The organism is Salmonella sp. SSDFZ54 (assembly GCF_004010735.1).
Classification (GTDB): Bacteria; Pseudomonadota; Gammaproteobacteria; order Enterobacterales; family Enterobacteriaceae; genus Salmonella; species Salmonella enterica.
The window spans coordinates 2,054,722-2,074,997 of the sequence record NZ_CP034819.1 but is presented as its reverse complement, the minus strand read 5'-3'; the positions used below and the strand labels follow the sequence as shown (position 1 = coordinate 2,074,997).

Here is a 20,276-nt window from a genome sequence, read left to right as displayed (position 1 = left end):
TCCTAGAATTTATAACCACGGTGCAATGCCACAACGCCCGCCGTCAGATTGTAATAATCCACGCTCTCAAATCCGGCGTCCTGCATCATGGCTTTTAAGGTATCCTGATCGGGATGCATACGGATGGATTCCGCGAGATACCGATAGCTATCCGCATCGTTTGCGACCATCGAGCCAATACGCGGTAAAATATGGAAAGAATAGGCGTCATACGCTTTACTCAGCGGCTCAATGATAGGCTTGGAAAATTCAAGCACCAGTAAACGTCCGCCGGGTTTCAACACACGGAACATTGACCGCAGCGCTTTTTCTTTTTCCGTTACATTGCGCAAACCAAACGAAATGGTAATGCAATCAAACGTATTATCAGGGAAAGGCAGAGCTTCGGCATTCGCCTGCACATACTCTACGTTGCCGATCACGCCGATATTACGCAGCTTCTCACGCCCCATTTTGAGCATGGAATCATTAATATCCGCCAGGATAACTTTGCCAGTTTCCCCGACCATACGTGAAAATTTCGCGGTAAGATCGCCCGTACCACCCGCTAAATCGAGAACGGTTTGTCCACGACGCACGCCACTGCAATCAATGGTGAAGCGCTTCCACAAACGATGAATGCCAAATGACATTAAGTCATTCATCACATCGTACTTTGACGCCACAGAATGAAAAACGTGGGCCACCATGTCAGCTTTCTGCTCTTTAGCGACGGTCTGAAAGCCAAAGTGCGTCGTTTCTTGTGAATCTTCCACCATCTCAGTGCCTGCTTATCGATAAAAATGTTCAAGAAGTGTAACAGATTGGGCCAATTTGCCCTACTCTGCGCCAGGACTAAACTACTCCGTATGGGTTAACTTAACTGCTGCTTCACCCGTTCATCATTGGGATAATGTTCATCCTGCCGCCCTTCAGGGATCGATCGTAAACGATATTCTTCATCTTGCGTAACGGCCTGTTCCGCTAAATCCGGATTAATCTCGCGTTTGATTTCCACGCCTAGCCCCCGGAAGGCCTCCGCCTGCGCCAAAACGTTGCCACGCCCCGACGCAAGTTTTTTCATCGCCTGGCGGTAGTTATCCTGCGCTTTATCCAGACTCTGACCGATCGCTGACATATCATCAACGAACAACCGCATTTTATCGTAGAGCTTACTGGCTCTGTCTGCGATGTGCTGCGCATTGCGGCTCTGGTGTTCATAGCGCCACAGGTTGGCGATTGTCCGTAACGCCACCAGCAGCGTCGTGGGGCTTACCAGCATAATGTTATTTTTCAGCGCCTCGGTTATCAGTTCGGGCTGTTTATCTAACGCCAGCAGGAAAGCGGGTTCTACGGGGATAAACATCAGAACATAGTCCAGCGAGCGGAGGCCGGGAAGCTGCTGGTAGTCTTTACGCCCCAGTAAGCGAATATGATTGCGCACCGAGGCGATGTGCTCTTGTAAAGCGGCCTCGCGCGTGTAGTCATCTTCAGCGTTAAAGTAACGCTCGTAGGCGACCAACGTCATTTTAGCATCGATGACCACATCTTTGCCCTGCGGCAAGCGGACGATGACATCCGGCTGCATCCGCGAGCGCGCATCGTTCTCAATGCTGACCTGGGTTTCGTATTCGTAGCCTTCACGCAGTCCGGATGCCTCCAGTACCCGCGCCAGCACAACTTCGCCCCAGTTTCCTTGCGCCTTATTGTCCCCTTTCAGGGCGCGCGTCAGGTTGATCGCTTCCTGCGCCATTTGCGCGTTAAGCTGCTGCAAATTACGAATTTCGTGCGCCAGCGTATGCCGCTCCTGCGCTTCTTTGCCAAAACTCTCCTGAACCTGGCGGCGAAAACCGTCCAGTTGCTCACGCAGCGGCGTCAGCAGGCTATTCAGGCTTTGTCGGTTTTGTTCGTCTACGCGACGATTACTGTGTTCAAAGATACGGTTCGCCAGATTTTCAAACTGCTCGCTTAAACGCTGTTCGCTGTTGATCATCTGACGGATTTTGTCTTCCGCGTGTTGTTGAGTCGCTTCCAGACGGGTCGTGACTTCACGCAGATCGGCTTCCAGAGAGGTATTGATACTGTGCAGGCTACGCAGTTCGTTATTAAGTAACTCGCATTCACTGCGCCAGTGCGCTTCTTGCGCTAATTGCTGCCGGGCCGCGCTAAGTTCGATATCCAGCTCACGCCGTTCTTCGATAAGATCGGCGCGGATTTGATCGGCGTGCGCTTTCGTCGCCAGCCAGCCAATCACCACCCCAGCCGCCAGCGCCACGACGGCGCTTATCATAAGAGTAATATCCACAACACCTCTCCTGGAACCACACTGTCCTGCACAAAATAGAATTGTGCTGTATAAACGTCCAGTTTAAAAGGGATTTCCTGCGAGGCGCCACGCAAAAAGAAAAGGCCGAACGCGTCGGCCTTTGCAAAAGAGAGGAGAATTACAGCAGACGACGGGCCGCTTCCACGACGATTTTCACCGCGTGGCTTTCAGTTTGTTTCATCGTTTCCGCATTCGGAATCTCTTGTTGGGTACGGTTGACGATAACGCCCGCCACCATACCTGCGCGTAACCCCTGGCTTGCGCACATGGTTAACAGCGTAGCGGATTCCATTTCGTAGTTCATTACGCCCATCGCCTGCCACTCTTCCATAGAGCCTTTGAAGCGACGAACAACGCGGCCAGAATAGGTGTCATAACGTTCCTGACCCGGATAGAAAGTGTCGGAAGAGGCGGTTACGCCAACGTGAGTCGTGGCGCCAATCGATTTCGCGGCTTCAACCAGCGCAGTGGTGCAGGCAAAGTCGGCAACCGCCGGGAATTCCATCGGCGCAAAATGCAGGCTCGCCCCATCCAGACGTACGGATGCGGTCGTTACCAGAACGTCGCCGACGTTAATGTGCGGCTGAATAGCCCCCGTGGTGCCGATACGCAAGAAGGTACGAATACCCAGTTGCGCCAGTTCTTCCACGGCAATAGAGGTAGACGGGCCGCCGATACCGGTAGAGCAAACGATAACTGCTTTGCCATCCAGCTCAGCGCGCCAGGAGGTGAATTCGCGGTGAGATGCCAGCTTAACCGGCTTATCCATCAGCGCGGCGATCTTTTCCACACGCTCAGGATCGCCAGGGACGATGGCGAGCTGGGCCCCTTGTAAATCGTTTTTGGTGAGGCCGAGATGAAAAACATCAGACTTGGACATATAAAACTCCTCTGTGAATCGGGTTTGTCAGAAGAAGCAAAAAGACACTTTACCTAAGGCATAAAGATATTTTCGTGACAGCCATCACTATGGCGTAAAACAATTGCACTCGATTACCATTAAAAAGTGATGCGCATCACAATAAATAATCAATATCGCCAGGCATTGCACAAAAGATAGCCGCTTTAAGGCAATGTGGTTTGTTACACACTGTCTATAGTTAAGATTGCGCTATTTTTTAAGGGTACGGAGAATACCATGACAACGACACATCCATCCGGCTTTGCACCTGCAGCTTCCCCACTTGCCCCTACGATGATTCATACGCCTGATGGGGCCATTAGCGCGGGGATAACGTCGATTCCCTCTCAGGGCGACGATATGCCAGCCTATTACGCCAGACCAAAAGCGAGCGACGGCGCGCTGCCTGTGGTCATTGTGGTACAGGAAATTTTTGGCGTACATGAACACATTCGCGATATTTGCCGACGACTGGCGCTGGAAGGCTATCTCGCTATCGCGCCGGAACTCTATTTCCGCGAAGGCGACCCCAATGATTTCGCCGATATACCCACATTATTGAGCGGGCTGGTGGCTAAAGTACCCGATTCGCAAGTCCTTGCCGACCTGGATCACGTCGCCAGTTGGGCTTCGCGCAACGGCGGGGACGCGCATCGGCTGATGATCACCGGTTTTTGTTGGGGAGGCCGGATTACCTGGCTGTACGCCGCGCACAACCCACAGTTAAAAGCGGCGGTAGCGTGGTACGGCAAGCTGGTGGGCGACACGTCACTCAATTCGCCGAAGCATCCCGTTGATATCGCCACCGATCTTAACGCGCCGGTACTGGGTTTATACGGCGGGCAGGATACCAGTATTCCACAGGAGAGCGTGGAAACCATGCGTCAGGCGCTACGCGCCGCTAATGCGAAGGCGGATATCGTGGTCTATCCCGATGCAGGGCACGCGTTTAATGCCGATTATCGTCCGGGCTACCACGAAGCCTCGGCGAAAGACGGCTGGCAAAGAATGCTGGAATGGTTCGCGCAGTACGGCGGGAAAAAAGGCTAACCACAGCGCATTACGATGTTTGTTGGGCCTACGAGACCGGAGTCGGTGTAGGCTCAACAAAGCGTCATCGCCACGTTAGCTATGCTTTACCACAGCATTTTTTATATTTTTTGCCGCTGCCGCAGGGACAGAGATGGTTACGACTGACGGCTCCTGTGTCTTTACGCGCGTCCTGCGCCAGCCAGCGCATGATCGATGCCATTGGATAGCCTTGCGCCAGCAGCTCCCGCCAGACATTCATATACGGCGTAACGTGCTGGAAAAAATGCTTATAGCCCGCACACAAGTAATTATGCGCAGGATGACCGGACGGCGAGACGGCAAAGCGATGCTTCGGACAGCCGCCATGACACGCAAAGCGGTAGTCACAGCGACGACAATCGGCGGTCAGGGTCTCCCGCTTGGCCTCGCCAAACGCAATAGCCCGCTCGCTATTATTTAAGGCTTTGATGCTGTGCTGGTGGATATTTCCCAGCAGATGCTCCGGGTAGACAAAGTGGTCGCAGTTGTAGAGATCGCCGTTCGACTCCAACGCGAAGGCATGTCCACAAGTCTCGGAATGTACACACAGTACCGGCTGCTGCGCCGTCCAGGCGGCTAACGCCACGTCAAACATCTGCACATAGACGCGGTCTACGTCGCGACGAACCCAGATATCAAAGATCTGGTTGAGAAATTCGCCATATTGCCACGACGGTACCGTCCATGGCGCCAGCGTCGCCGCGCTTTCGCCGGGCATCACCAGATTAAGTACCGATGAGTTATCGGTGCTCATTCGCTCTACCAGCGGGATAAACTGAATAAAACGCGATCCCGCCGCCAGAAGAAATTCGTAGACGTCTGCTGCATGACCGACGTTATGTTTTCCCACGACGGTTAAGGTATTAAAGTCGACATGGTGCGCTTTAAGCCGCGCCATTGCTGCGACGACCTGTTCATGAGTTCCTTTTCCAGCGCGATTAAGCCGATAGTGGTTGTGTAACGACGCCGGGCCGTCGATAGAGAGACCGATGAGAAAATGCTGTTCAGCGAAAAAGCGCGCCCACTCGTCATTCACCAGGATGCCGTTCGTCTGCAACGCATGAGTGATTTTTCGCCCATCGCCGTACTTTTCACATAATGCGACAACCCGGCGGAAAAACGGTAGCCCCATCATGGTCGGTTCGCCGCCCTGCCAGGCAAAGTCAATGCGGTCGCCACTCTGCGCGGCAATATGCTGGCGTATAAACTGTTCCAGCGTCTCGTCCGACATTCGCCAGTTTTTATTGCGTTCCGGGTACAGCGCCTCTTTTTCAAGATAGAAGCAATATGTGCAATCAATATTGCAGATCGCGCCGCCGGGTTTGGCCATTACGTGACAACCTGCTACCGCCATGTCAGACATCTCCGTTAAAAAATAAGGTTCACCTGCGCCATGAGACAATGCGACGTTTATCGTCGCCAGGGAACATAACAGAATGGAAAACCTCGTTTTGTGCTATGAGAGCGCTGGGCGATCATGACAGGAAAAACGATCTGCGAGGCAATAAAATCCGCCGCGCTGCTTCCAGGGACGCTATCCGCCTGGTTGTCATTCATACGGAGAACCTTTTTATTATCAAGATCGCCAAATAGCCAGATCCTGAAAAAGACAGCGCGGAAAATAAGAAAAAGGGAAATGAGAAGAAAGAGGCGCTGTTAATCAGGTCAGACACGGGCGCTACCCGTCAAAGGGTAGCGCCGCATTGCTGCCGGATAAACGCAGCGGTCAGGATGGGCTATTTCGCCTGACGCAGATTATGCGCCGCTTTGACCATGTTCGCTAACGCCGCGCGGGTTTCCGGCCAACCGCGAGTTTTCAGACCGCAGTCCGGATTCACCCACAGGCGTTGTGCCGGAATACGCTGTGCCGCCTTCTTCAGCAGGGCTTCAATCCACTCGACGCTCGGCACGTTCGGCGAGTGAATATCGTACACGCCCGGCCCGATTTCGTTCGGGTAGTCGAACGCTTCGAACGACTCCAGCAACTCCATATCCGAGCGGGAGGTCTCAATGGTGATCACATCCGCATCCAGCGCGGCGATCGAATCCATAATGTCGTTGAACTCGCAGTAACACATGTGGGTGTGGATCTGGGTTTCATCCTTCGCCACCGCCGCGTTGATGCGGAAGGCTTCCACACCCCATTCCAGATAGGCGTCCCAGTCGCTGCGACGCAGCGGTAGACCTTCGCGCAGCGCCGGTTCGTCGATCTGAATAATCCCAATCCCCGCCGCCTCCAGATCCGCGACTTCATCACGCAGCGCCAGCGCAATCTGTTTCGCAATCGTTTCGCGGGTCACGTCTTCGCGGGGGAATGACCAGCAAAGAATAGTCACCGGGCCGGTCAACATCCCTTTTACCGGCTTGTCGGTCAGCGACTGGGCATATTTCGCCCACTCCACGGTAATCGATGCCGGACGGCTGATATCGCCAATCACTACCGGCGGTTTCACACAGCGGGAGCCATAGCTTTGCACCCAACCATTCTGGGTAAAGACGAAGCCGTCCAGATGCTCGCCGAAGTATTCCACCATGTCGTTTCGCTCGGCTTCGCCGTGTACCAGCACATCCAGCCCTAAACGCTCCTGCTCGATGATAGCCTGTTTGATATGTTCGGCGATGCCGGTGCGGTAGTTATTCGCGTCGAGGTTGCCCTTTTTGAAGTCCAGACGCAGGCCGCGAATTTCCGTGGTTTGCGGAAACGAACCGATAGTCGTCGTCGGCCAGGCGGGAAGTTTAAAGCGGGCGCGTTGCGCTTCAGCGCGCACCTCATACGGATTCTCACGCTGGCTGTCCTGCGCGGTGATCGCCGCCAGGCGTTTTTCTACCGCGGCATTATGTACGCGACGGGAGTGACGACGAGCCTGAATCGGTGCGCTCCATTCCTCAAGCGCCGCCGTTTCGCCGCTGTTCAGCGCATCGCGCAGCAACGCCAGTTCACCGCATTTTTGCAGCGCAAAGGCAAACCAGCTTTTAACTTCCGTATCCAGACGCGTTTCGACGCTGAGATCGATCGGGCTGTGCAGCAAAGAGCAGGAGGATGCTACCCACAGCGCGCGTTTGCCCACAAGGGCGTTAATCTGCGCGTATTTTTCGGTCAAATCGGCGCGCCAGACATTACGCCCGTTAATCAAGCCTGCGGAGAGCAGCCAGTCGACCGGCAGACGTTGATGCAGTTCCGCTACATCATCTTTGCCATGAATGAGGTCAACATGTAACCCCTGTACCGGTAGCGCGATAATAGTGTCCAGGTTTGGCGTCACGCCTTCAAAATAGGTCGTCAGCAACAGCTTCACCTGGCCGGCGAGCGCGTCGTAAGCCGGTTTGAAGGCATCCAGCCACGCCTGCGGCAGTTCCAGCACCAGTGCTGGCTCATCAATTTGGACCCACTCAATACCACGTTTTGCCAGTTCAGCCAGTACGTGCTGATACACCGGCAAAATGTCTTTCAGCAACGTCAGGCGGTCAAACGGCTCGCCTTTCACTTTACCCAGCCACAGATACGTGACAGGCCCCAGCAGTACGGGTTTGATCTTATGCCCCAGCGCCAGCGCTTCGTCCACTTCCTCCAGCAACTGTGTCCAGGTGAGTCTGAACTGCTGGCCTTTGCTGAACTCCGGTACTATGTAGTGATAGTTAGTATTAAACCATTTGGTCATTTCCGCTGCCGCCGCCGGTTCGCCGGTTGGCGCGCGACCGCGGCCAATGCGGAACAGAGTGTCGATGTCCACGGAACCGTCGTTGTTCTGATGACGAGCCGGCACATTGCCTAACAGCAGGCTGGTGGTCAGAACATGGTCGTACCAGGCAAAGTCGCCTACCGGTAACAGGTCAATACCCGCTTGTTTCTGCTGCTCCCAGTGACGCGCGCGCAGTTCGTGCCCCACCGCCAGTAACGCTTCACGCGTTGTGTTCCCCGCCCAGTAGCTCTCTTGCGCTTTTTTCAACTCGCGACGCAGGCCAACGCGAGGAAAACCGAGGGTATGAGTCAATATTGTCATTTTACTTCCTCTAATTATATGTAAATCCTAAGTATTTTAAATTCAGGGAAGGCGGCAAGTTTGCTCATCCCCGGGAGCTTACATCAGTAAGTGACCGGGGTGAGGAAACGCAGCCAACGCACCATCAATTTAAAAGACGACGGATTTTGGACGTCTGGATGTTTACACATCCATAATGTAAAGGTACTGTATATTCCTCAAGCGCAATTTGTTCATGGCGAAGTGAAGGACTTTCATGATCGAAATTAAACATCTGAAAACACTCCAGGCATTGCGGAATAGTGGATCGCTGGCTGCTGCTGCTGCGGTGCTGCACCAGACCCAATCCGCTCTGTCTCATCAGTTCAGCGATCTGGAACAACGCCTTGGCTTCCGCCTGTTCGTGCGTAAAAGCCAGCCGCTGCGCTTTACGCCGCAGGGGGAAGTTCTGCTGCAACTGGCAAACCAGGTGCTGCCGCAAATCAGCCGTGCGCTGCAGGCGTGCAACGAACCGCAGCAAACTCGTCTGCGCATCGCTATTGAATGTCATAGCTGTATTCAGTGGCTGACCCCGGCGCTGGAAAACTTCCGTGCAAGCTGGCCGCAGGTAGAAATGGATTTCACATCCGGCGTCACTTTTGATCCGCAACCGGCCTTGCAACAAGGCGAGCTGGATTTGGTGATGACATCGGATATTTTGCCGCGCAGCGGGCTGCATTATTCGCCGATGTTTGATTTTGAAGTCCGACTGGTGCTGGCGCCCGACCATCCGCTGGCCAGCAAAACGCAGATTACGCCGGAAGATTTAGCCAGCGAAACGCTGTTGATTTACCCGGTGCAGCGCAGCCGACTGGATGTCTGGCGACATTTCCTGCAACCGGCGGGTATCAGTCCGCTGCTGAAAAGCGTGGATAATACGCTACTGCTGATTCAGATGGTGGCGGCCAGAATGGGCATTGCCGCCCTGCCGCACTGGGTGGTGGAAAGCGTTGAGCGCCAGGGTCTGGTGGTGACCAAAACCCTGGGTGATGGTCTGTGGAGCCGCCTGTATGCCGCCGTGCGCGACGGCGACCAGCGTCAGGCGGTGACCGAGGCGTTTATTCGCTCGACGCGGGATCACGCCTGCGATCATCTGCCGTTTGTGCGGAGCGCGGAGCGACCCATTTTCGATGCACCCACAGCGAAGCCAGGATCACAGCCGCGCCTGTAATAAAGCTTGGCCAGTGGGGCTGCTGATGCCAGATGGCAAGATTAACCAGTAGTCCTGCAGGAACATGCATATTATTCATGATACCCAGAGTCCCGGCGTCTACCTGGGTAGCGCCATAGTTCCACATAAAGTAGCCAATGCCGGACGCCACCACGCCGAGAAACACCAGAATGCTCCATTGCAGCGTGGTTTCCGGCAGCTTTTGCGCGTTCCCCAACAGCGACCACGCCACCGCCGCCACCAAAAACGCCCCCAGATAGAACCATGCAAAGGCGTTGTGCTGCGGCATGGGACGGGTCTCCATCAGACGTTTATACCCCACCATTCCGATAGCGAAACTGATATTAGAAAGCTGCACCAGGAGCAAACCGACCCAAAAATGGTCGGTCACGCGATCGTAGCGAATAATCCCGGCGCCAATCACCGCCAGCAACGCGCTAAATGCATAGCCCCAGCGCAAACGACGCTGACTCATCACATCGTAAATCAGCGTGATATAGAGCGGCGTCAGAACGGTAAACAGCAGCAGTTCGGATACGGTCAGGTAGAGGTAAGCATGGAAGCTCAACATATACATGATGCCAAGCTGCATCGCCCCCACCAGCATATACAGGCTGATGGTTTTTAGGTTGTGCCCGCGAGAACGCAAAAACGGCAGAAAAACGAGCGCCGCCAGCCCAACGCGTATCAGCACCGCGAAATAGCTATCGACATGCCCGGCAAGATACTCGCCAAATAGACTAAAGGAGAAAGCCCACAGGATAGTGGTAATGATGAGTAGCGCCACAATGGATGTCTCTTAAAACAGGAAACACCCATTGTAGCGGAGAGTGAAGTTGACAACTGGTCAACTAACAAACAATCACATCAGCGTAAGAAAAGATCGCGCAGGTAATGCGGCACGGCGTTATCCGCGTTGATGCCGATCACCTCAAGTTCGGGATACAGGTCTTTCAGACGCTGGTGCGCATTGCCCATGATGCAGCCTTTGCCCGCCATCGTGAGCATTTCAGCGTCGTTCATTCCGTCGCCAAAGGCGATACACTCTTTCAGACTGTACCCCATCGCCTGAGCGACCGCTTCCAGCGCATGACCTTTCGACACTCCGCCCGCCATCACTTCCAGACAGGTTAGCGTAGAGAAGCTCACGTTTACCCGATCGCCCCAGCGCGCGTTAATCGCCTGCTCCAGCGGCAACAACTTTTCATGAGTGTCGCTGGTGAAAAACACTTTGCTGACGCCCTCCGGCTCCAGCAGCGCAGGTTCAAACAACGAGTAGTTAAATACCGCCTCTTTGAAAAAACGCATTTCATCGGGGCGATGACGATTCATAAACCATTCGTCGTCGCGATAAACGTTAGTCACGATGTCCGGATTCGCATTCACCACCCCGAACAGGTCGCTGGCAATGTCGCTGTCCAGATTATGCGTAAAAACCAAATTCCCGTCGGTATCGTGCACTCGCGCGCCGTTGGAGGTGATCATATAAGACTTGATTTCAAGATTATCGCGGATTTGCCCTACATCGACATGATGACGACCAGTGGCAAAGACAAAATGGATGCCGCGTGCGGTCAACAGCTTCAGAGTCTCTTTGGCATAAGGGGACAACGTATGGTCGGGGGAGAGCAGCGTGCCATCTAAATCAGACGCAACAACCTGATACATAATAAAATTTAACCTCTAAGCAAAGCGATTTCCGCTGGATAAATTAGGCTTGTTGAAAAATTCAACAATGGCGTTAAGCGCGACTGAGCGCATGGCGTCCTTTTCAAAAAGGATCTCATGGTACGCGCCTTTGATAACCAGCGGTTTTCCCCCTTCACAAGGGTATCCCGCCGCGGCGCGAATTTCACAAAAACGATCGTGGGTGCGGTTATCCACTACCCGCTCTTCTTCCGCCTGAATCAGTAGCGTAGGCGTCGTGTCATCGCTCGCCCCAGCCAGAACCTGCTCACCCGCCAGAATGCCTTCGCGTACCCAATGCCAGGTGGGGCCGCCAACGCGCAGCTGCGGCTCGTCGGCATAAAATCGTAAGTTGCGCTGATAACGCTGGCGGCTGTGGGTCAGCGCATTCATCCCAAACGGCAACGCCCGCCACTGACCGGTACCAATAGCGTAATCTTCACGGATACGCTGGTGCCCCTCGGCCCAGTCGAGAATATGGCGCACCATAAAGGAAGGCAAGCGTATCACAATACCAAACATCGGCGCGGTGAGCGCAATAGCATCGCACCGCACACGATGGCGTTGCAGGAACAGGGTGGCTATCGCGCCCCCCATTGAGTGCGCCAGGATATAACGCTTACGCCACGGCCCCGGCTCAATTTCCTGCTGCCAGAACGCCGCTAAGTCCTCAACATAATCGTTAAAATGATCAACGTGACCCCGATGCGGGTCCGATAACATCCGCCCGGAGCGCCCTTGACCACGGTGGTCGATGATGAAGATATCAAAACCGAGATGAAAAAGGTCATACGCCAGTTCAGCGTATTTTACATAACTCTCAATGCGGCCAGGACAAATGACGATCGTCCGATCGTTGGAATCATTTCGAAAACGGACAAAGCGCACCGGAATGTTACCCACGCCGATAAACTCCGCCTCTTCCCGCTGACGCCAGAAATCGGTCAGCGGCCCCATAGCAAAAGCGGCAAACGCATTTTCTCTTGTTTCCCAGTCATTTTGCTGCTGAAACATCGGGTTTTCGGCCTCGTTTACCAGGTAAAATCGTTTTTTGCGTCGTGCCTGACACAACACAGCGGCAGTAGCGTATTGTGGCACAAAAACAGACAACCAGGGAGTTTCGCATGACCTTTGAATGGTGGTTCGCCTATCTACTGACCTCAACTCTGCTGAGTCTTTCTCCGGGTTCAGGCGCCATCAATACCATGACGACGTCTATCAACCATGGATATCGTGGCGCAGCGGCTTCTATCGCCGGACTCCAGACCGGGCTGGGGATACATATCGTACTGGTGGGCGTCGGACTGGGTACGCTCTTTTCGCGCTCGCTCCTCGCTTTTGAAATTCTGAAATGGGCTGGCGCGGCTTATCTTATCTGGCTGGGTATCCAGCAATGGCGCGCCGCAGGCGCTATCGATCTGCATACTCTCGCCCAGACGCAATCGCGGGGTCGACTGTTCAAACGCGCGGTCTTTGTCAATCTAACCAATCCCAAAAGTATTGTCTTTCTTGCCGCCCTGTTTCCGCAATTCATCATGCCGCAGCAACCGCAACTGGCGCAGTACCTCATTCTCGGCGTCACTACGATTGTGGTGGATATGATTGTGATGACCGGTTACGCCACGCTGGCGCAGCGCATTGCCGCCTGGATTAAAGGACCAAAGCAGATGAAGGCGCTGAATAAAGCGTTTGGTTCGTTGTTTATGCTGGTAGGCGCGCTCCTGGCGTCGGCAAGACACGCGTGATAGTCGTGCCGGATGATGTTTATCCGGCCCGGAGGTAAATTAGCGCGAAATAATCAGGTGAATACCAAAGCCCGCAAACAGAGCGCCGGCAAAACCATCAATCCATTTCGCCAGACGCTGATAGCCGCGGCGCATTTTCGGCAGCGCGAACAGGCTGGCGACTACGGTAAACCAGGCCAGCGTTTCCAGGGTAATTAACGCGAAAATACCCCAGCGCGCCGCAGCGCCGACGTTATCGCTGACAAACAGTGAAAAAACGGAACCAAAATAGATAATCGCTTTAGGATTCGACAGATTGGTCAACAGCCCTTTGAGAAAACTGCGCCCGCTCTGCGCCAGTTCAATGTGCGGAGAAGACGCCGCCGCATCCTGTTTTTTCAGCGCGCCGCGCAGCATCTGATAGCCCATCCAGCACAGGTACAGGCCGCCACCTACCATAATGATCGTATGCAGCCAGGCCATTTTTTCGATGATGAGATGCAGGCCAAGCAGCGCCACGCCCGCCCATACCATCACGCCGCAGGTAATGCCCAGTACGCCCATCATCGCTTCTTTACGCGAACGGCTGACAGCAGTTTGAGACACGAAGAAAAAGTCGGGGCCGGGGCTCATTAGCGCAACGATGTGCACCATTGCCACGGTGAAAAATAGCATCAACATAAAAATGGCTCGCGGGGAAATAGTTCAGTGAGTCACCATCCTGGCACTTTTTTGCCGGGCTGACTACTCTTCGTCATCACCATCGACATGCGCGCGGATGAGCGCCATGAATTCTTTCCCGAAGCGCTCCAGTTTGCGCATCCCAACCCCGTTAACGCTTAACATCTCGCTGGCGGAAACTGGCATCTGTTCCGCCATTTCTATCAGCGTGGCGTCGTTAAAGACCACATACGGCGGGATATTCTCTTCATCAGCGATAGCTTTACGCAGCTTGCGCAACTTAGCGAACAATTTGCGATCGTAATTACCGCCGAACGATTTCTGCATCACGCGGGGTTTGAGGGCGACAATGCGCGGCACCGCAAGCTTTAGCGGAACGTCTCCACGGAGTACCGGACGCGCGGCATCCGTCAACTGTAATGCGGAGTGCTGCGCAATATTTTGCATTACCAGCCCCAGATGAATGAGCTGGCGAATCACGCTCACCCAGTGCTCATGGCTCTTTTCGCGTCCCATGCCATAAACCTTGAGTTTGTCATGACCGAAATCGCGGATGCGTTGGTTATTCGCGCCGCGGATCACCTCGACAACGTAGCCCATGCCAAAACGCTGGTTAACCCGACCAATGGTAGAAAGCGCAATCTGGGCATCGTTTAAGCCATCATATTGTTTGGGCGGATCGAGACAGATATCGCAGTTGCCGCACGGTTCTTGTCGGCCTTCGCCAAAGTAATTAAGCAATACCAGGCGACGGCAGGTTTGCGCTTCGGCAAAAGCGCCCATCGCATTCAGTTTATGCCGTTCAATATCCTGAAGCTGTCCGGCTGGTTTCTCTTCCAGACAACGACGTAGCCAGGCCATGTCAGCCGGATCGTAAAATAGCATGGCTTCCGCAGGCAGTCCGTCGCGCCCGGCGCGGCCCGTTTCCTGATAGTAGGATTCAATATTGCGCGGGATATCGAAATGCACGACGAAACGTACGTTAGGTTTGTTTATGCCCATTCCAAAAGCGACGGTCGCCACCACGATTTGCAGATCGTCGCGCTGAAATTTTTCCTGCACATCGGCGCGAATAGCGTTTTCCAGCCCCGCATGATAGGCCGCCGCGCTAATGCCGCGACTTTGCAAGCGCGCAGCGGTATCTTCCACTTTCGCCCGGCTGTTACAGTAGATGATACCCGATTTGCCGCGTTGCTCCTGAACATAGCGCATTAGCTGGTCGAGCGGCTTAAACTTCTCCATCAGCATGTAGCGGATATTCGGTCGGTCAAAGCTACTGATCTGGATTAACGGATCGTTAAGCCCAAGCAGACGAATAATATCCTGGCGCGTGGTGTCGTCGGCGGTGGCGGTCAATGCCATAAACGGCAAAGCGGGAAAACGCTGGCGAAGCTGACCGAGAGCCGCATATTCCGGACGGAAATCATGACCCCACTGCGAGATACAGTGCGCTTCATCCACCGCCAGCAATACCGGATTCCAGTGCGCCAGATGATCAAGAAAGTTGTCCAGCATCAGGCGTTCCGGCGCAATATACAGCAGACGAATCTGTCCGGTACGGCACCCCGCCATCACCTCAAGCTGCTGCTCGCGGCTTTGAGTGGAGTTCAGACAGGCCGCCGCCACCCCGTTCGCCAGTAGCTGATCGACCTGGTCTTTCATCAACGAGATCAGGGGCGAAACGACGACGGTCAATCCGTCCAGCAACAGCGCGGGGATTTGATAGCACAGAGATTTGCCGCCGCCGGTGGGCATGACGACCAGACAGTCGCGACCGGAGAGCGCAGTATCAATAATCGCTTCCTGGCCCGGGCGAAACTGTTGGTAGCCAAAGGTTTCCTGCAAAACCTGTTTGGCCCCTGATTCCAGATTCAACACTTCCGCCTGCGCCACATTAACCCCGTTCACCATAAATCAAAACAGGCGCTATTTTCAGCGCCTGCGAGAGAAACTGCAATGTTTAAAACACGATCCAATCAGAAGATATCGTTAAGCATCACGCCGACGCCGACACGTGTCTGATTAAAATTATAGTCGATCAGCGATTCGCCATAGCCGCTGTACACCTGGGTATAAAGCCGGACATGTTTAGTGACCGGATAGCTTAATCCAACTTCCGCGCCGCCGTAGCCTGTATTCCAGTTGTACTGGCCTTTGGCGCTTAATACCGCCTCGCCCAGGTGATAACCGATTTTAAGCTGGTAATAACCCATATATTTGGTGATGTCCGGATTATCATCGGTACTGCCAATCACGTACCACGGTTTAACCTCTACCAGCCAGTTACCGTTTTCGGCCATCAGACGGGTATACAGACGGTTCCAGCTACGCGAGGTGGGGTCCGAACGTCCGTTAGAGTCATGGTTGTAGCCCATCTCTACGTCGCGCAGCGTCCAGCCGGCAAAGCGATAATCGGTAGCAAAACCAAGAAAAAGCTGCGGTTCGTAGTTGGTTTCGCGAAACGGCGAAGACTCTTTACTGTTGGAAAGCTGCCACCAGGATTTCTGCGTATAGGAAGCGCCCAGTACCGAGTTCGGCCCCAGTATTCCGCGCCACAGCGGAAACGCCAGGCTCAACTGAAATTTCACTTCATCTTTACGTGCGTTTTCAGACCAGTTGTAGGTACTTATGGCCTCTTTGTTCAGATCGCTGGTGTTCGTGTAGATCAAGTAGTTCGTGTCATAAGGGTAAAGCGTAAAAGGGTTATCATGCTCCTGTAGCATGTTAGCGATGATACTTCCCCGTACTGCAGGCGCATCATGAACCTCTTTTATCGTAGCTTCTTGTGCATATGCCGCTAATGGCAGTAGCGTGGCTGGCAACAACCCTCTCAAAATCGCCCGCATTCTTGACGTTCTCCTGACGAAGTATTTTCAGCTTGAATCATTCTCTGCCAACCATTTTTACATATTTACACACATAGCCGTTAGTTATCCCTTCTTAAAGTAGAAAACAACAATTAAGAAGCATAATATCAACATTTCATTAACCAATGAGGTGTCAGGAATCTATGTCCGCTGTACTTACCGCTGAACAAGCTCTGAAATTAGTGGGTGAAATGTTTGTCTACCACATGCCGTTTAATCGGGCGTTAGGGCTGGAGCTGGAACGCTATGAAAAAGCGTTCGCCCAACTGGCCTTCAACAACCAGCCGATGATGGTCGGCAACTGGGCGCAAAGCATTTTACACGGCGGCGTGATCGCCTCTGCGCTGGATGTCGCCGCCGGACTGGTATGCGTCGGCAGCACGCTAACTCGCCACGAAACCATCAGCGAAGATGAACTACGCCAGCGCCTGTCGCGGATGGGAACGATTGACCTGCGCGTCGATTACCTGCGTCCGGGCAGAGGCAACCGCTTTACGGCCACCAGTAGCCTGCTGCGCGCAGGGAATAAAGTGGCCGTCGCCCGCGTGGAATTACACAATGAAGATCAGCTGTACATCGCCAGCGCCACCGCTACTTATATGGTGGGATAAAAGCAGGTAAACTGTTGTTACACTTCAGATACGAGTTTTCCGGATGGACGCAAAACAAACACGGCAGGGCGTATTACTCGCTCTTGCCGCCTATTTTATTTGGGGGATCGCCCCCGCATATTTCAAGCTGATCTATTACGTTCCCGCAGATGAGATCCTGACGCACCGCGTGATTTGGTCATTTTTCTTTATGGTGGCGCTGCTTAGCGTCAGCCGGCAGTGGCGACAGGTTAAGCGTTTACTGAAAACGCCAAAGAAGATTTTCCTGCTGGCCCTGTCCGCCGTACTGGTCGGCGGTAACTGGCTATTATTCATTTGGGCGGTAAATAATCACCATATGCTGGAGGCCAGCCTGGGTTATTTCATTAATCCACTGGTTAACATCTTGCTGGGGATGATTTTTCTTGGCGAACGCTTCCGTCGAATGCAGTGGCTGGCGGTGATTCTGGCGGTGTGCGGCGTGCTGGTGCAACTGTGGACGTTTGGTTCACTGCCGATTATCGCGCTGGGGCTGGCGTTTAGTTTTGCGTTTTACGGCCTGGTGCGTAAGAAGATCGCCGTTGAAGCGCAGACGGGTATGCTGGTCGAAACGCTATGGCTGTTGCCGGTCGCCGCGATTTATCTGTTTGGCATCGCCGATAGCCCTACCAGCCATATGGGGCAAAACGCACTATCGTTGAACTTGCTGTTAATGGCGGCAGGTGTGGTCACTACGATTCCGCTGCTGTGCTTCACCGGAGCGGCTACGCGTCTGCGTCTCTCTACACTGGGCTTTTTCCAGTATATCGGCCCAACGCTGATGTTTTTACTGGCGGTGACGTTTTATGGCGAAGTGCCGGGCGCGGATAAGATGGTGACATTTGCGTTTATCTGGGTCGCGCTGGCGATTTTCGTGATGGATGCGATTTATACGCAGCGTAAAAAATAACGCGACTATTATTCTAAATATAATCTGAAAAAATATGCCTCCCCTTGTAAGGGGGGTAGCATATTGTCATGCTAACGACGTAACCCAACATATGGATGTGAAATTAATGTTAAGTGTTTTTATTCCTTCATCTGAGAGATGTGTTTCCAGATGTCGTTATTTATTATCATTCGCGCTAATAAATATAATATTTTCCATTTTGGTTGGGGTTTTATTATATTTAAGCTTTGTGATACTGGCAATTTTATTCACAATTTTACTACATTATCTCGTCATTAATTTAAACTGTCAGCGATTCAGAGACAGTGGCTTTGAATATATAAAATTCTATGTATGGGGTACGCTTGTAATCTATATTGCCTCCTTCGTGATAATGGTTGCTGAAGATTTCGCTTGCGATGGCTTTGGTATGCCTCTTTTTCTAATCTGGTATTTTGCAACCTTTTCTCTGCTACTTCTGGCCCCCCCGGATTCGAATTCACTCAACAAGTAATTTAATGGAGTTTACATGGACAAGGATTATATTAATGATGGTTCGCTATCTGAAAAATGGAAATACCGTTTTTCATTTTACGATCAACATGGTTTCCCTGGATTTTGGAAAGTAAGCCCAGAATATAAACAGGCATTTAAAGCATTAAAGCCCCGACAACGGTTGACTATTCAAATAAACTTTATTGCCTTTTTCTTCTCATGGATTTATTTGTTTGTACTGGGTCTGTGGAAAAAAGCAATTATAGTTATTTTATTAGGGATCGTTGCAATATTTATTGGAGCATTAATCGGCGTTAACATACTTGGACTTGTTGTCGCAGCTTATGTCGGCGTCAATACAAATAAGTGGTTCTATGAAAAAGAGGTTAAAGGTATCAATACCTGGAGCCTGTAACTTTTCAGGGTGGTTCAGCCGCAGCTGAATCACCCTGTCCTTAATGTCTTACAGCCAGTTCTTGCGCTTAAAGTACAGATACGGCGCAAGCCCCGCCAGAATCATAAAGATAATCGCGCCTGGATAACCAAAGCTCCACTTCAGTTCCGGCATAAACTCGAAGTTCATCCCATAGCTGGAAGCGACCAGCGTCGGCGGCAGGAACACCACGGAAACCACCGAGAAGATTTTGATAATGCGGTTCTGCTCAATGTTGATGAAACCCATCGCCGCCTGCATCAGGAAGTTCACCTTCTGGAACAGCGATTCATTGTGCGGCAGCAGAGATTCGATATCGCGCAGGATCTCACGCGCCTGCTCCAGCTGTCCGCCCGGTAAGCGCGCCTTGCGCACCAGGAAGTTCAGCGCGCGTTGGGTATCCATCAGACACAGGCGTACCTTCCAGCCGATATCTTCCAGTTCCGCCAGCGTGGAGAGCGCTTCGTCGTATTCATCGCCCTGATGCCCTTCCATAATGACGCGGCTCAGTTTTTCCAGATCGCTGTAGATGTTTTCGATTTCATCCGCCAACTGTTCAATTTTGGTTTCGAACAGATCGAGCAGTAGTTCATAAGCATTACCGTCGACCATCGCCTGGCTGCGGGCGCGCATACGATACAAACGGAAGGCGGGCAGTTCGCGTTCACGCAGCGTAAACAGACGGCCATCGCGAATAGTGAATGCCACCGTAGAGTTACCGGCATGATCTTCCGCATCTTCGAAGAAGAAGAAGGAGTGGATATGCAGTCCGTCTTCGTCTTCAAAGAAGCGCGCGGATGCTTCGATATCTTCCAGTTCAGGACGCGTCGCCAGACTCTGGCCCAGCTCAGATTGTACGCGCAATCGCTCGTCGTCGTCCGGTTCGACCAAATCGACCCATACGGCATCAATCAGGCTTTGTGACTCCTCGACTTCCAGCCGGGTCAGTCGGTTTTTTTCCAGTTGAAATGCGCTCAGCATGACCGGGACTCCCAATGCGTAAAAATATCGGACAGTTCAGATGGGCACACAGAAACAAATTGGGTTTCAGACCATTAAACAGCCTGACTCAACGCGACGGGAAAAAATGAAAGGTCGCTGACAACCGCTAAGGCTATCAGCAAAAAGGGATAGCCTTAGGAGTTGATCCTGGATGACAGGATAATGAGCCAGTATCTACTGGGTGTGTCCAAGGCGAATGTCCTCTTAGCGTAATCGTGGGCGCATGTTACGCCAGCAAAAATTTGCCGTCAACACGCAACGAAACGCGAAAAAGCAATAATTTCCCCTTATGCAGAAAGGTTAGCAGAGTGAGAGTATTTATCTATGATTTCAGAATATTAACATCAATATATCGCCGGATGGCGGCTTCGCCTTATCCGGCCTACAAATCAAAATGTTAGCC

Annotated in this window: 20 protein-coding genes; 7 read left to right on the top strand and 13 right to left on the bottom strand. The window is 52.8% G+C overall.

The features are described 5' to 3' along the window. Positions 1 to 2 precede the first annotated feature (2 nt). The 3 genes from ubiE to udp all read right to left on the bottom strand — a co-directional run bounded on the left by ubiE (position 3) and on the right by udp (position 3,185). Positions 3 to 758, bottom strand: coding sequence for a bifunctional demethylmenaquinone methyltransferase/2-methoxy-6-polyprenyl-1,4-benzoquinol methylase UbiE (gene ubiE, locus EOS97_RS10375; protein ID WP_000229009.1), 756 nt, complete (start codon positions 756 to 758; stop codon positions 3 to 5). Between the two features lie 95 nt (positions 759 to 853). After that, the gene (gene rmuC / locus EOS97_RS10370) at positions 854 to 2,284 is read right to left on the bottom strand and encodes a DNA recombination protein RmuC (RefSeq protein ID WP_000355567.1); all 1,431 of its coding nucleotides are present in this window, start codon (positions 2,282 to 2,284) and stop codon (positions 854 to 856) included. Positions 2,285 to 2,423: 139 nt separating this feature from the next. After that, the gene (udp, locus tag EOS97_RS10365) at positions 2,424 to 3,185 is read right to left on the bottom strand and encodes a uridine phosphorylase (RefSeq protein ID WP_000045169.1); all 762 of its coding nucleotides are present in this window, start codon (positions 3,183 to 3,185) and stop codon (positions 2,424 to 2,426) included. Between the two features lie 258 nt (positions 3,186 to 3,443). Between udp and EOS97_RS10360 the strand changes: the two genes are divergently transcribed. Further along, positions 3,444 to 4,256, top strand: a complete 813-nt coding sequence (locus EOS97_RS10360) for a dienelactone hydrolase family protein (protein WP_000213958.1) — start codon at positions 3,444 to 3,446, stop codon at positions 4,254 to 4,256. 79 nt (positions 4,257 to 4,335) lie between these two features. Here the strand turns inward: EOS97_RS10360 and EOS97_RS10355 are convergent, their stop codons facing one another. Both EOS97_RS10355 and metE read right to left on the bottom strand, forming a co-directional pair. Further along, positions 4,336 to 5,679 (bottom strand): anaerobic sulfatase maturase, encoded by a 1,344-nt coding sequence (locus tag EOS97_RS10355; protein ID WP_000017947.1) that lies wholly within the window; start codon positions 5,677 to 5,679, stop codon positions 4,336 to 4,338. A gap of 334 nt (positions 5,680 to 6,013) precedes the next feature. Further along, positions 6,014 to 8,278, bottom strand: coding sequence for a 5-methyltetrahydropteroyltriglutamate--homocysteine S-methyltransferase (metE, locus tag EOS97_RS10345; protein WP_000154190.1), 2,265 nt, complete (start codon positions 8,276 to 8,278; stop codon positions 6,014 to 6,016). A gap of 235 nt (positions 8,279 to 8,513) precedes the next feature. On the opposite strand from metE, the gene metR reads away from it, so the two are divergent. After that, on the top strand, positions 8,514 to 9,467 hold the full coding sequence (metR, locus tag EOS97_RS10340) for an HTH-type transcriptional regulator MetR (RefSeq protein WP_000569786.1): 954 nt from the start codon (positions 8,514 to 8,516) through the stop codon (positions 9,465 to 9,467). Here metR and EOS97_RS10335 read toward each other — a convergent pair. The 3 genes from EOS97_RS10335 to pldB form a co-directional block, all read right to left on the bottom strand. Continuing rightward, on the bottom strand, positions 9,355 to 10,254 hold the full coding sequence (locus EOS97_RS10335) for a carboxylate/amino acid/amine transporter (RefSeq protein ID WP_001196254.1): 900 nt from the start codon (positions 10,252 to 10,254) through the stop codon (positions 9,355 to 9,357). The two genes, metR and EOS97_RS10335, sit on opposite strands and share 113 nt — an antisense overlap. Before the next feature lie 80 nt (positions 10,255 to 10,334). After that, a complete protein-coding gene (gene yigL / locus EOS97_RS10330; RefSeq protein WP_000285338.1) occupies positions 10,335 to 11,135 on the bottom strand; it encodes a sugar/pyridoxal phosphate phosphatase YigL in 801 nt (266 codons plus the stop codon). 15 nt (positions 11,136 to 11,150) lie between these two features. Continuing rightward, positions 11,151 to 12,167, bottom strand: coding sequence for a lysophospholipase L2 (pldB, locus tag EOS97_RS10325; protein ID WP_000487685.1), 1,017 nt, complete (start codon positions 12,165 to 12,167; stop codon positions 11,151 to 11,153). 110 nt (positions 12,168 to 12,277) lie between these two features. On the opposite strand from pldB, the gene rhtB reads away from it, so the two are divergent. Beyond that, positions 12,278 to 12,898: a homoserine/homoserine lactone efflux protein gene (gene rhtB / locus EOS97_RS10320; protein WP_000142524.1), complete on the top strand. Its 621-nt coding sequence runs from the start codon at positions 12,278 to 12,280 to the stop codon at positions 12,896 to 12,898. A gap of 39 nt (positions 12,899 to 12,937) precedes the next feature. On the opposite strand, the gene rhtC is transcribed toward rhtB, so the two are convergent. The 3 genes from rhtC to pldA all read right to left on the bottom strand — a co-directional run bounded on the left by rhtC (position 12,938) and on the right by pldA (position 16,404). Continuing rightward, positions 12,938 to 13,558 (bottom strand): threonine export protein RhtC, encoded by a 621-nt coding sequence (gene rhtC / locus EOS97_RS10315; protein ID WP_000928815.1) that lies wholly within the window; start codon positions 13,556 to 13,558, stop codon positions 12,938 to 12,940. 63 nt (positions 13,559 to 13,621) lie between these two features. Beyond that, positions 13,622 to 15,451: an ATP-dependent DNA helicase RecQ gene (gene recQ, locus EOS97_RS10310; protein WP_001533487.1), complete on the bottom strand. Its 1,830-nt coding sequence runs from the start codon at positions 15,449 to 15,451 to the stop codon at positions 13,622 to 13,624. A gap of 83 nt (positions 15,452 to 15,534) precedes the next feature. Next, a complete protein-coding gene (pldA, locus tag EOS97_RS10305) occupies positions 15,535 to 16,404 on the bottom strand; it encodes a phospholipase A (RefSeq protein ID WP_001201692.1) in 870 nt (289 codons plus the stop codon). A 164-nt stretch (positions 16,405 to 16,568) separates the two neighbouring features. Here pldA and yigI point away from each other — a divergent pair, with 164 nt between their 5' ends. The 4 genes from yigI to EOS97_RS10285 are packed head-to-tail and all read left to right on the top strand — an operon-like array spanning position 16,569 to position 18,853. Then, the gene (gene yigI, locus EOS97_RS10300; RefSeq protein ID WP_001277136.1) at positions 16,569 to 17,036 is read left to right on the top strand and encodes an acyl-CoA thioesterase YigI; all 468 of its coding nucleotides are present in this window, start codon (positions 16,569 to 16,571) and stop codon (positions 17,034 to 17,036) included. A gap of 43 nt (positions 17,037 to 17,079) precedes the next feature. After that, a complete protein-coding gene (gene rarD, locus EOS97_RS10295) occupies positions 17,080 to 17,964 on the top strand; it encodes an EamA family transporter RarD (RefSeq protein ID WP_000339080.1) in 885 nt (294 codons plus the stop codon). 34 nt (positions 17,965 to 17,998) lie between these two features. Next, positions 17,999 to 18,457 (top strand): membrane protein, encoded by a 459-nt coding sequence (locus EOS97_RS10290; protein WP_001738611.1) that lies wholly within the window; start codon positions 17,999 to 18,001, stop codon positions 18,455 to 18,457. 15 nt (positions 18,458 to 18,472) lie between these two features. After that, complete coding sequence (locus tag EOS97_RS10285) at positions 18,473 to 18,853, top strand: DUF2628 domain-containing protein (protein ID WP_000356594.1); 381 nt, start codon at positions 18,473 to 18,475, stop codon at positions 18,851 to 18,853. A 48-nt stretch (positions 18,854 to 18,901) separates the two neighbouring features. On the opposite strand, the gene corA is transcribed toward EOS97_RS10285, so the two are convergent. Both corA and ysgD read right to left on the bottom strand, forming a co-directional pair. Continuing rightward, on the bottom strand, positions 18,902 to 19,852 hold the full coding sequence (gene corA / locus EOS97_RS10280; protein ID WP_000947139.1) for a magnesium/cobalt transporter CorA: 951 nt from the start codon (positions 19,850 to 19,852) through the stop codon (positions 18,902 to 18,904). Positions 19,853 to 20,007: 155 nt separating this feature from the next. Continuing rightward, positions 20,008 to 20,064, bottom strand: a complete 57-nt coding sequence (gene ysgD / locus EOS97_RS27195; protein WP_212723238.1) for a YsgD/CorL family protein — start codon at positions 20,062 to 20,064, stop codon at positions 20,008 to 20,010. Positions 20,065 to 20,276 lie beyond the last annotated feature (212 nt).

Excerpts from the sequence above, each read along its gene's own strand:
- corA (WP_000947139.1), bottom strand. The coding sequence starts at position 19,852 with ATGCTGAGCGCATTTCAACTGGAAAAAAACCGACTGACCCGGCTGGAA.
- yigI (WP_001277136.1), top strand. The coding sequence starts at position 16,569 with ATGTCCGCTGTACTTACCGCTGAACAAGCTCTGAAATTAGTGGGTGAA.
- pldA (WP_001201692.1), bottom strand. The coding sequence starts at position 16,404 with ATGCGGGCGATTTTGAGAGGGTTGTTGCCAGCCACGCTACTGCCATTA.
- metR (WP_000569786.1), top strand. The coding sequence starts at position 8,514 with ATGATCGAAATTAAACATCTGAAAACACTCCAGGCATTGCGGAATAGT.
- rhtC (WP_000928815.1), bottom strand. The coding sequence starts at position 13,558 with ATGTTGATGCTATTTTTCACCGTGGCAATGGTGCACATCGTTGCGCTA.
- ubiE (WP_000229009.1), bottom strand. The coding sequence starts at position 758 with ATGGTGGAAGATTCACAAGAAACGACGCACTTTGGCTTTCAGACCGTC.
- metE (WP_000154190.1), bottom strand. The coding sequence starts at position 8,278 with ATGACAATATTGACTCATACCCTCGGTTTTCCTCGCGTTGGCCTGCGT.
- yigL (WP_000285338.1), bottom strand. The coding sequence starts at position 11,135 with ATGTATCAGGTTGTTGCGTCTGATTTAGATGGCACGCTGCTCTCCCCC.
- pldB (WP_000487685.1), bottom strand. The coding sequence starts at position 12,167 with ATGTTTCAGCAGCAAAATGACTGGGAAACAAGAGAAAATGCGTTTGCC.
- rhtB (WP_000142524.1), top strand. The coding sequence starts at position 12,278 with ATGACCTTTGAATGGTGGTTCGCCTATCTACTGACCTCAACTCTGCTG.
- udp (WP_000045169.1), bottom strand. The coding sequence starts at position 3,185 with ATGTCCAAGTCTGATGTTTTTCATCTCGGCCTCACCAAAAACGATTTA.
- rarD (WP_000339080.1), top strand. The coding sequence starts at position 17,080 with ATGGACGCAAAACAAACACGGCAGGGCGTATTACTCGCTCTTGCCGCC.
- EOS97_RS10290 (WP_001738611.1), top strand. The coding sequence starts at position 17,999 with ATGCCTCCCCTTGTAAGGGGGGTAGCATATTGTCATGCTAACGACGTA.
- EOS97_RS10285 (WP_000356594.1), top strand. The coding sequence starts at position 18,473 with ATGGACAAGGATTATATTAATGATGGTTCGCTATCTGAAAAATGGAAA.
- EOS97_RS10360 (WP_000213958.1), top strand. The coding sequence starts at position 3,444 with ATGACAACGACACATCCATCCGGCTTTGCACCTGCAGCTTCCCCACTT.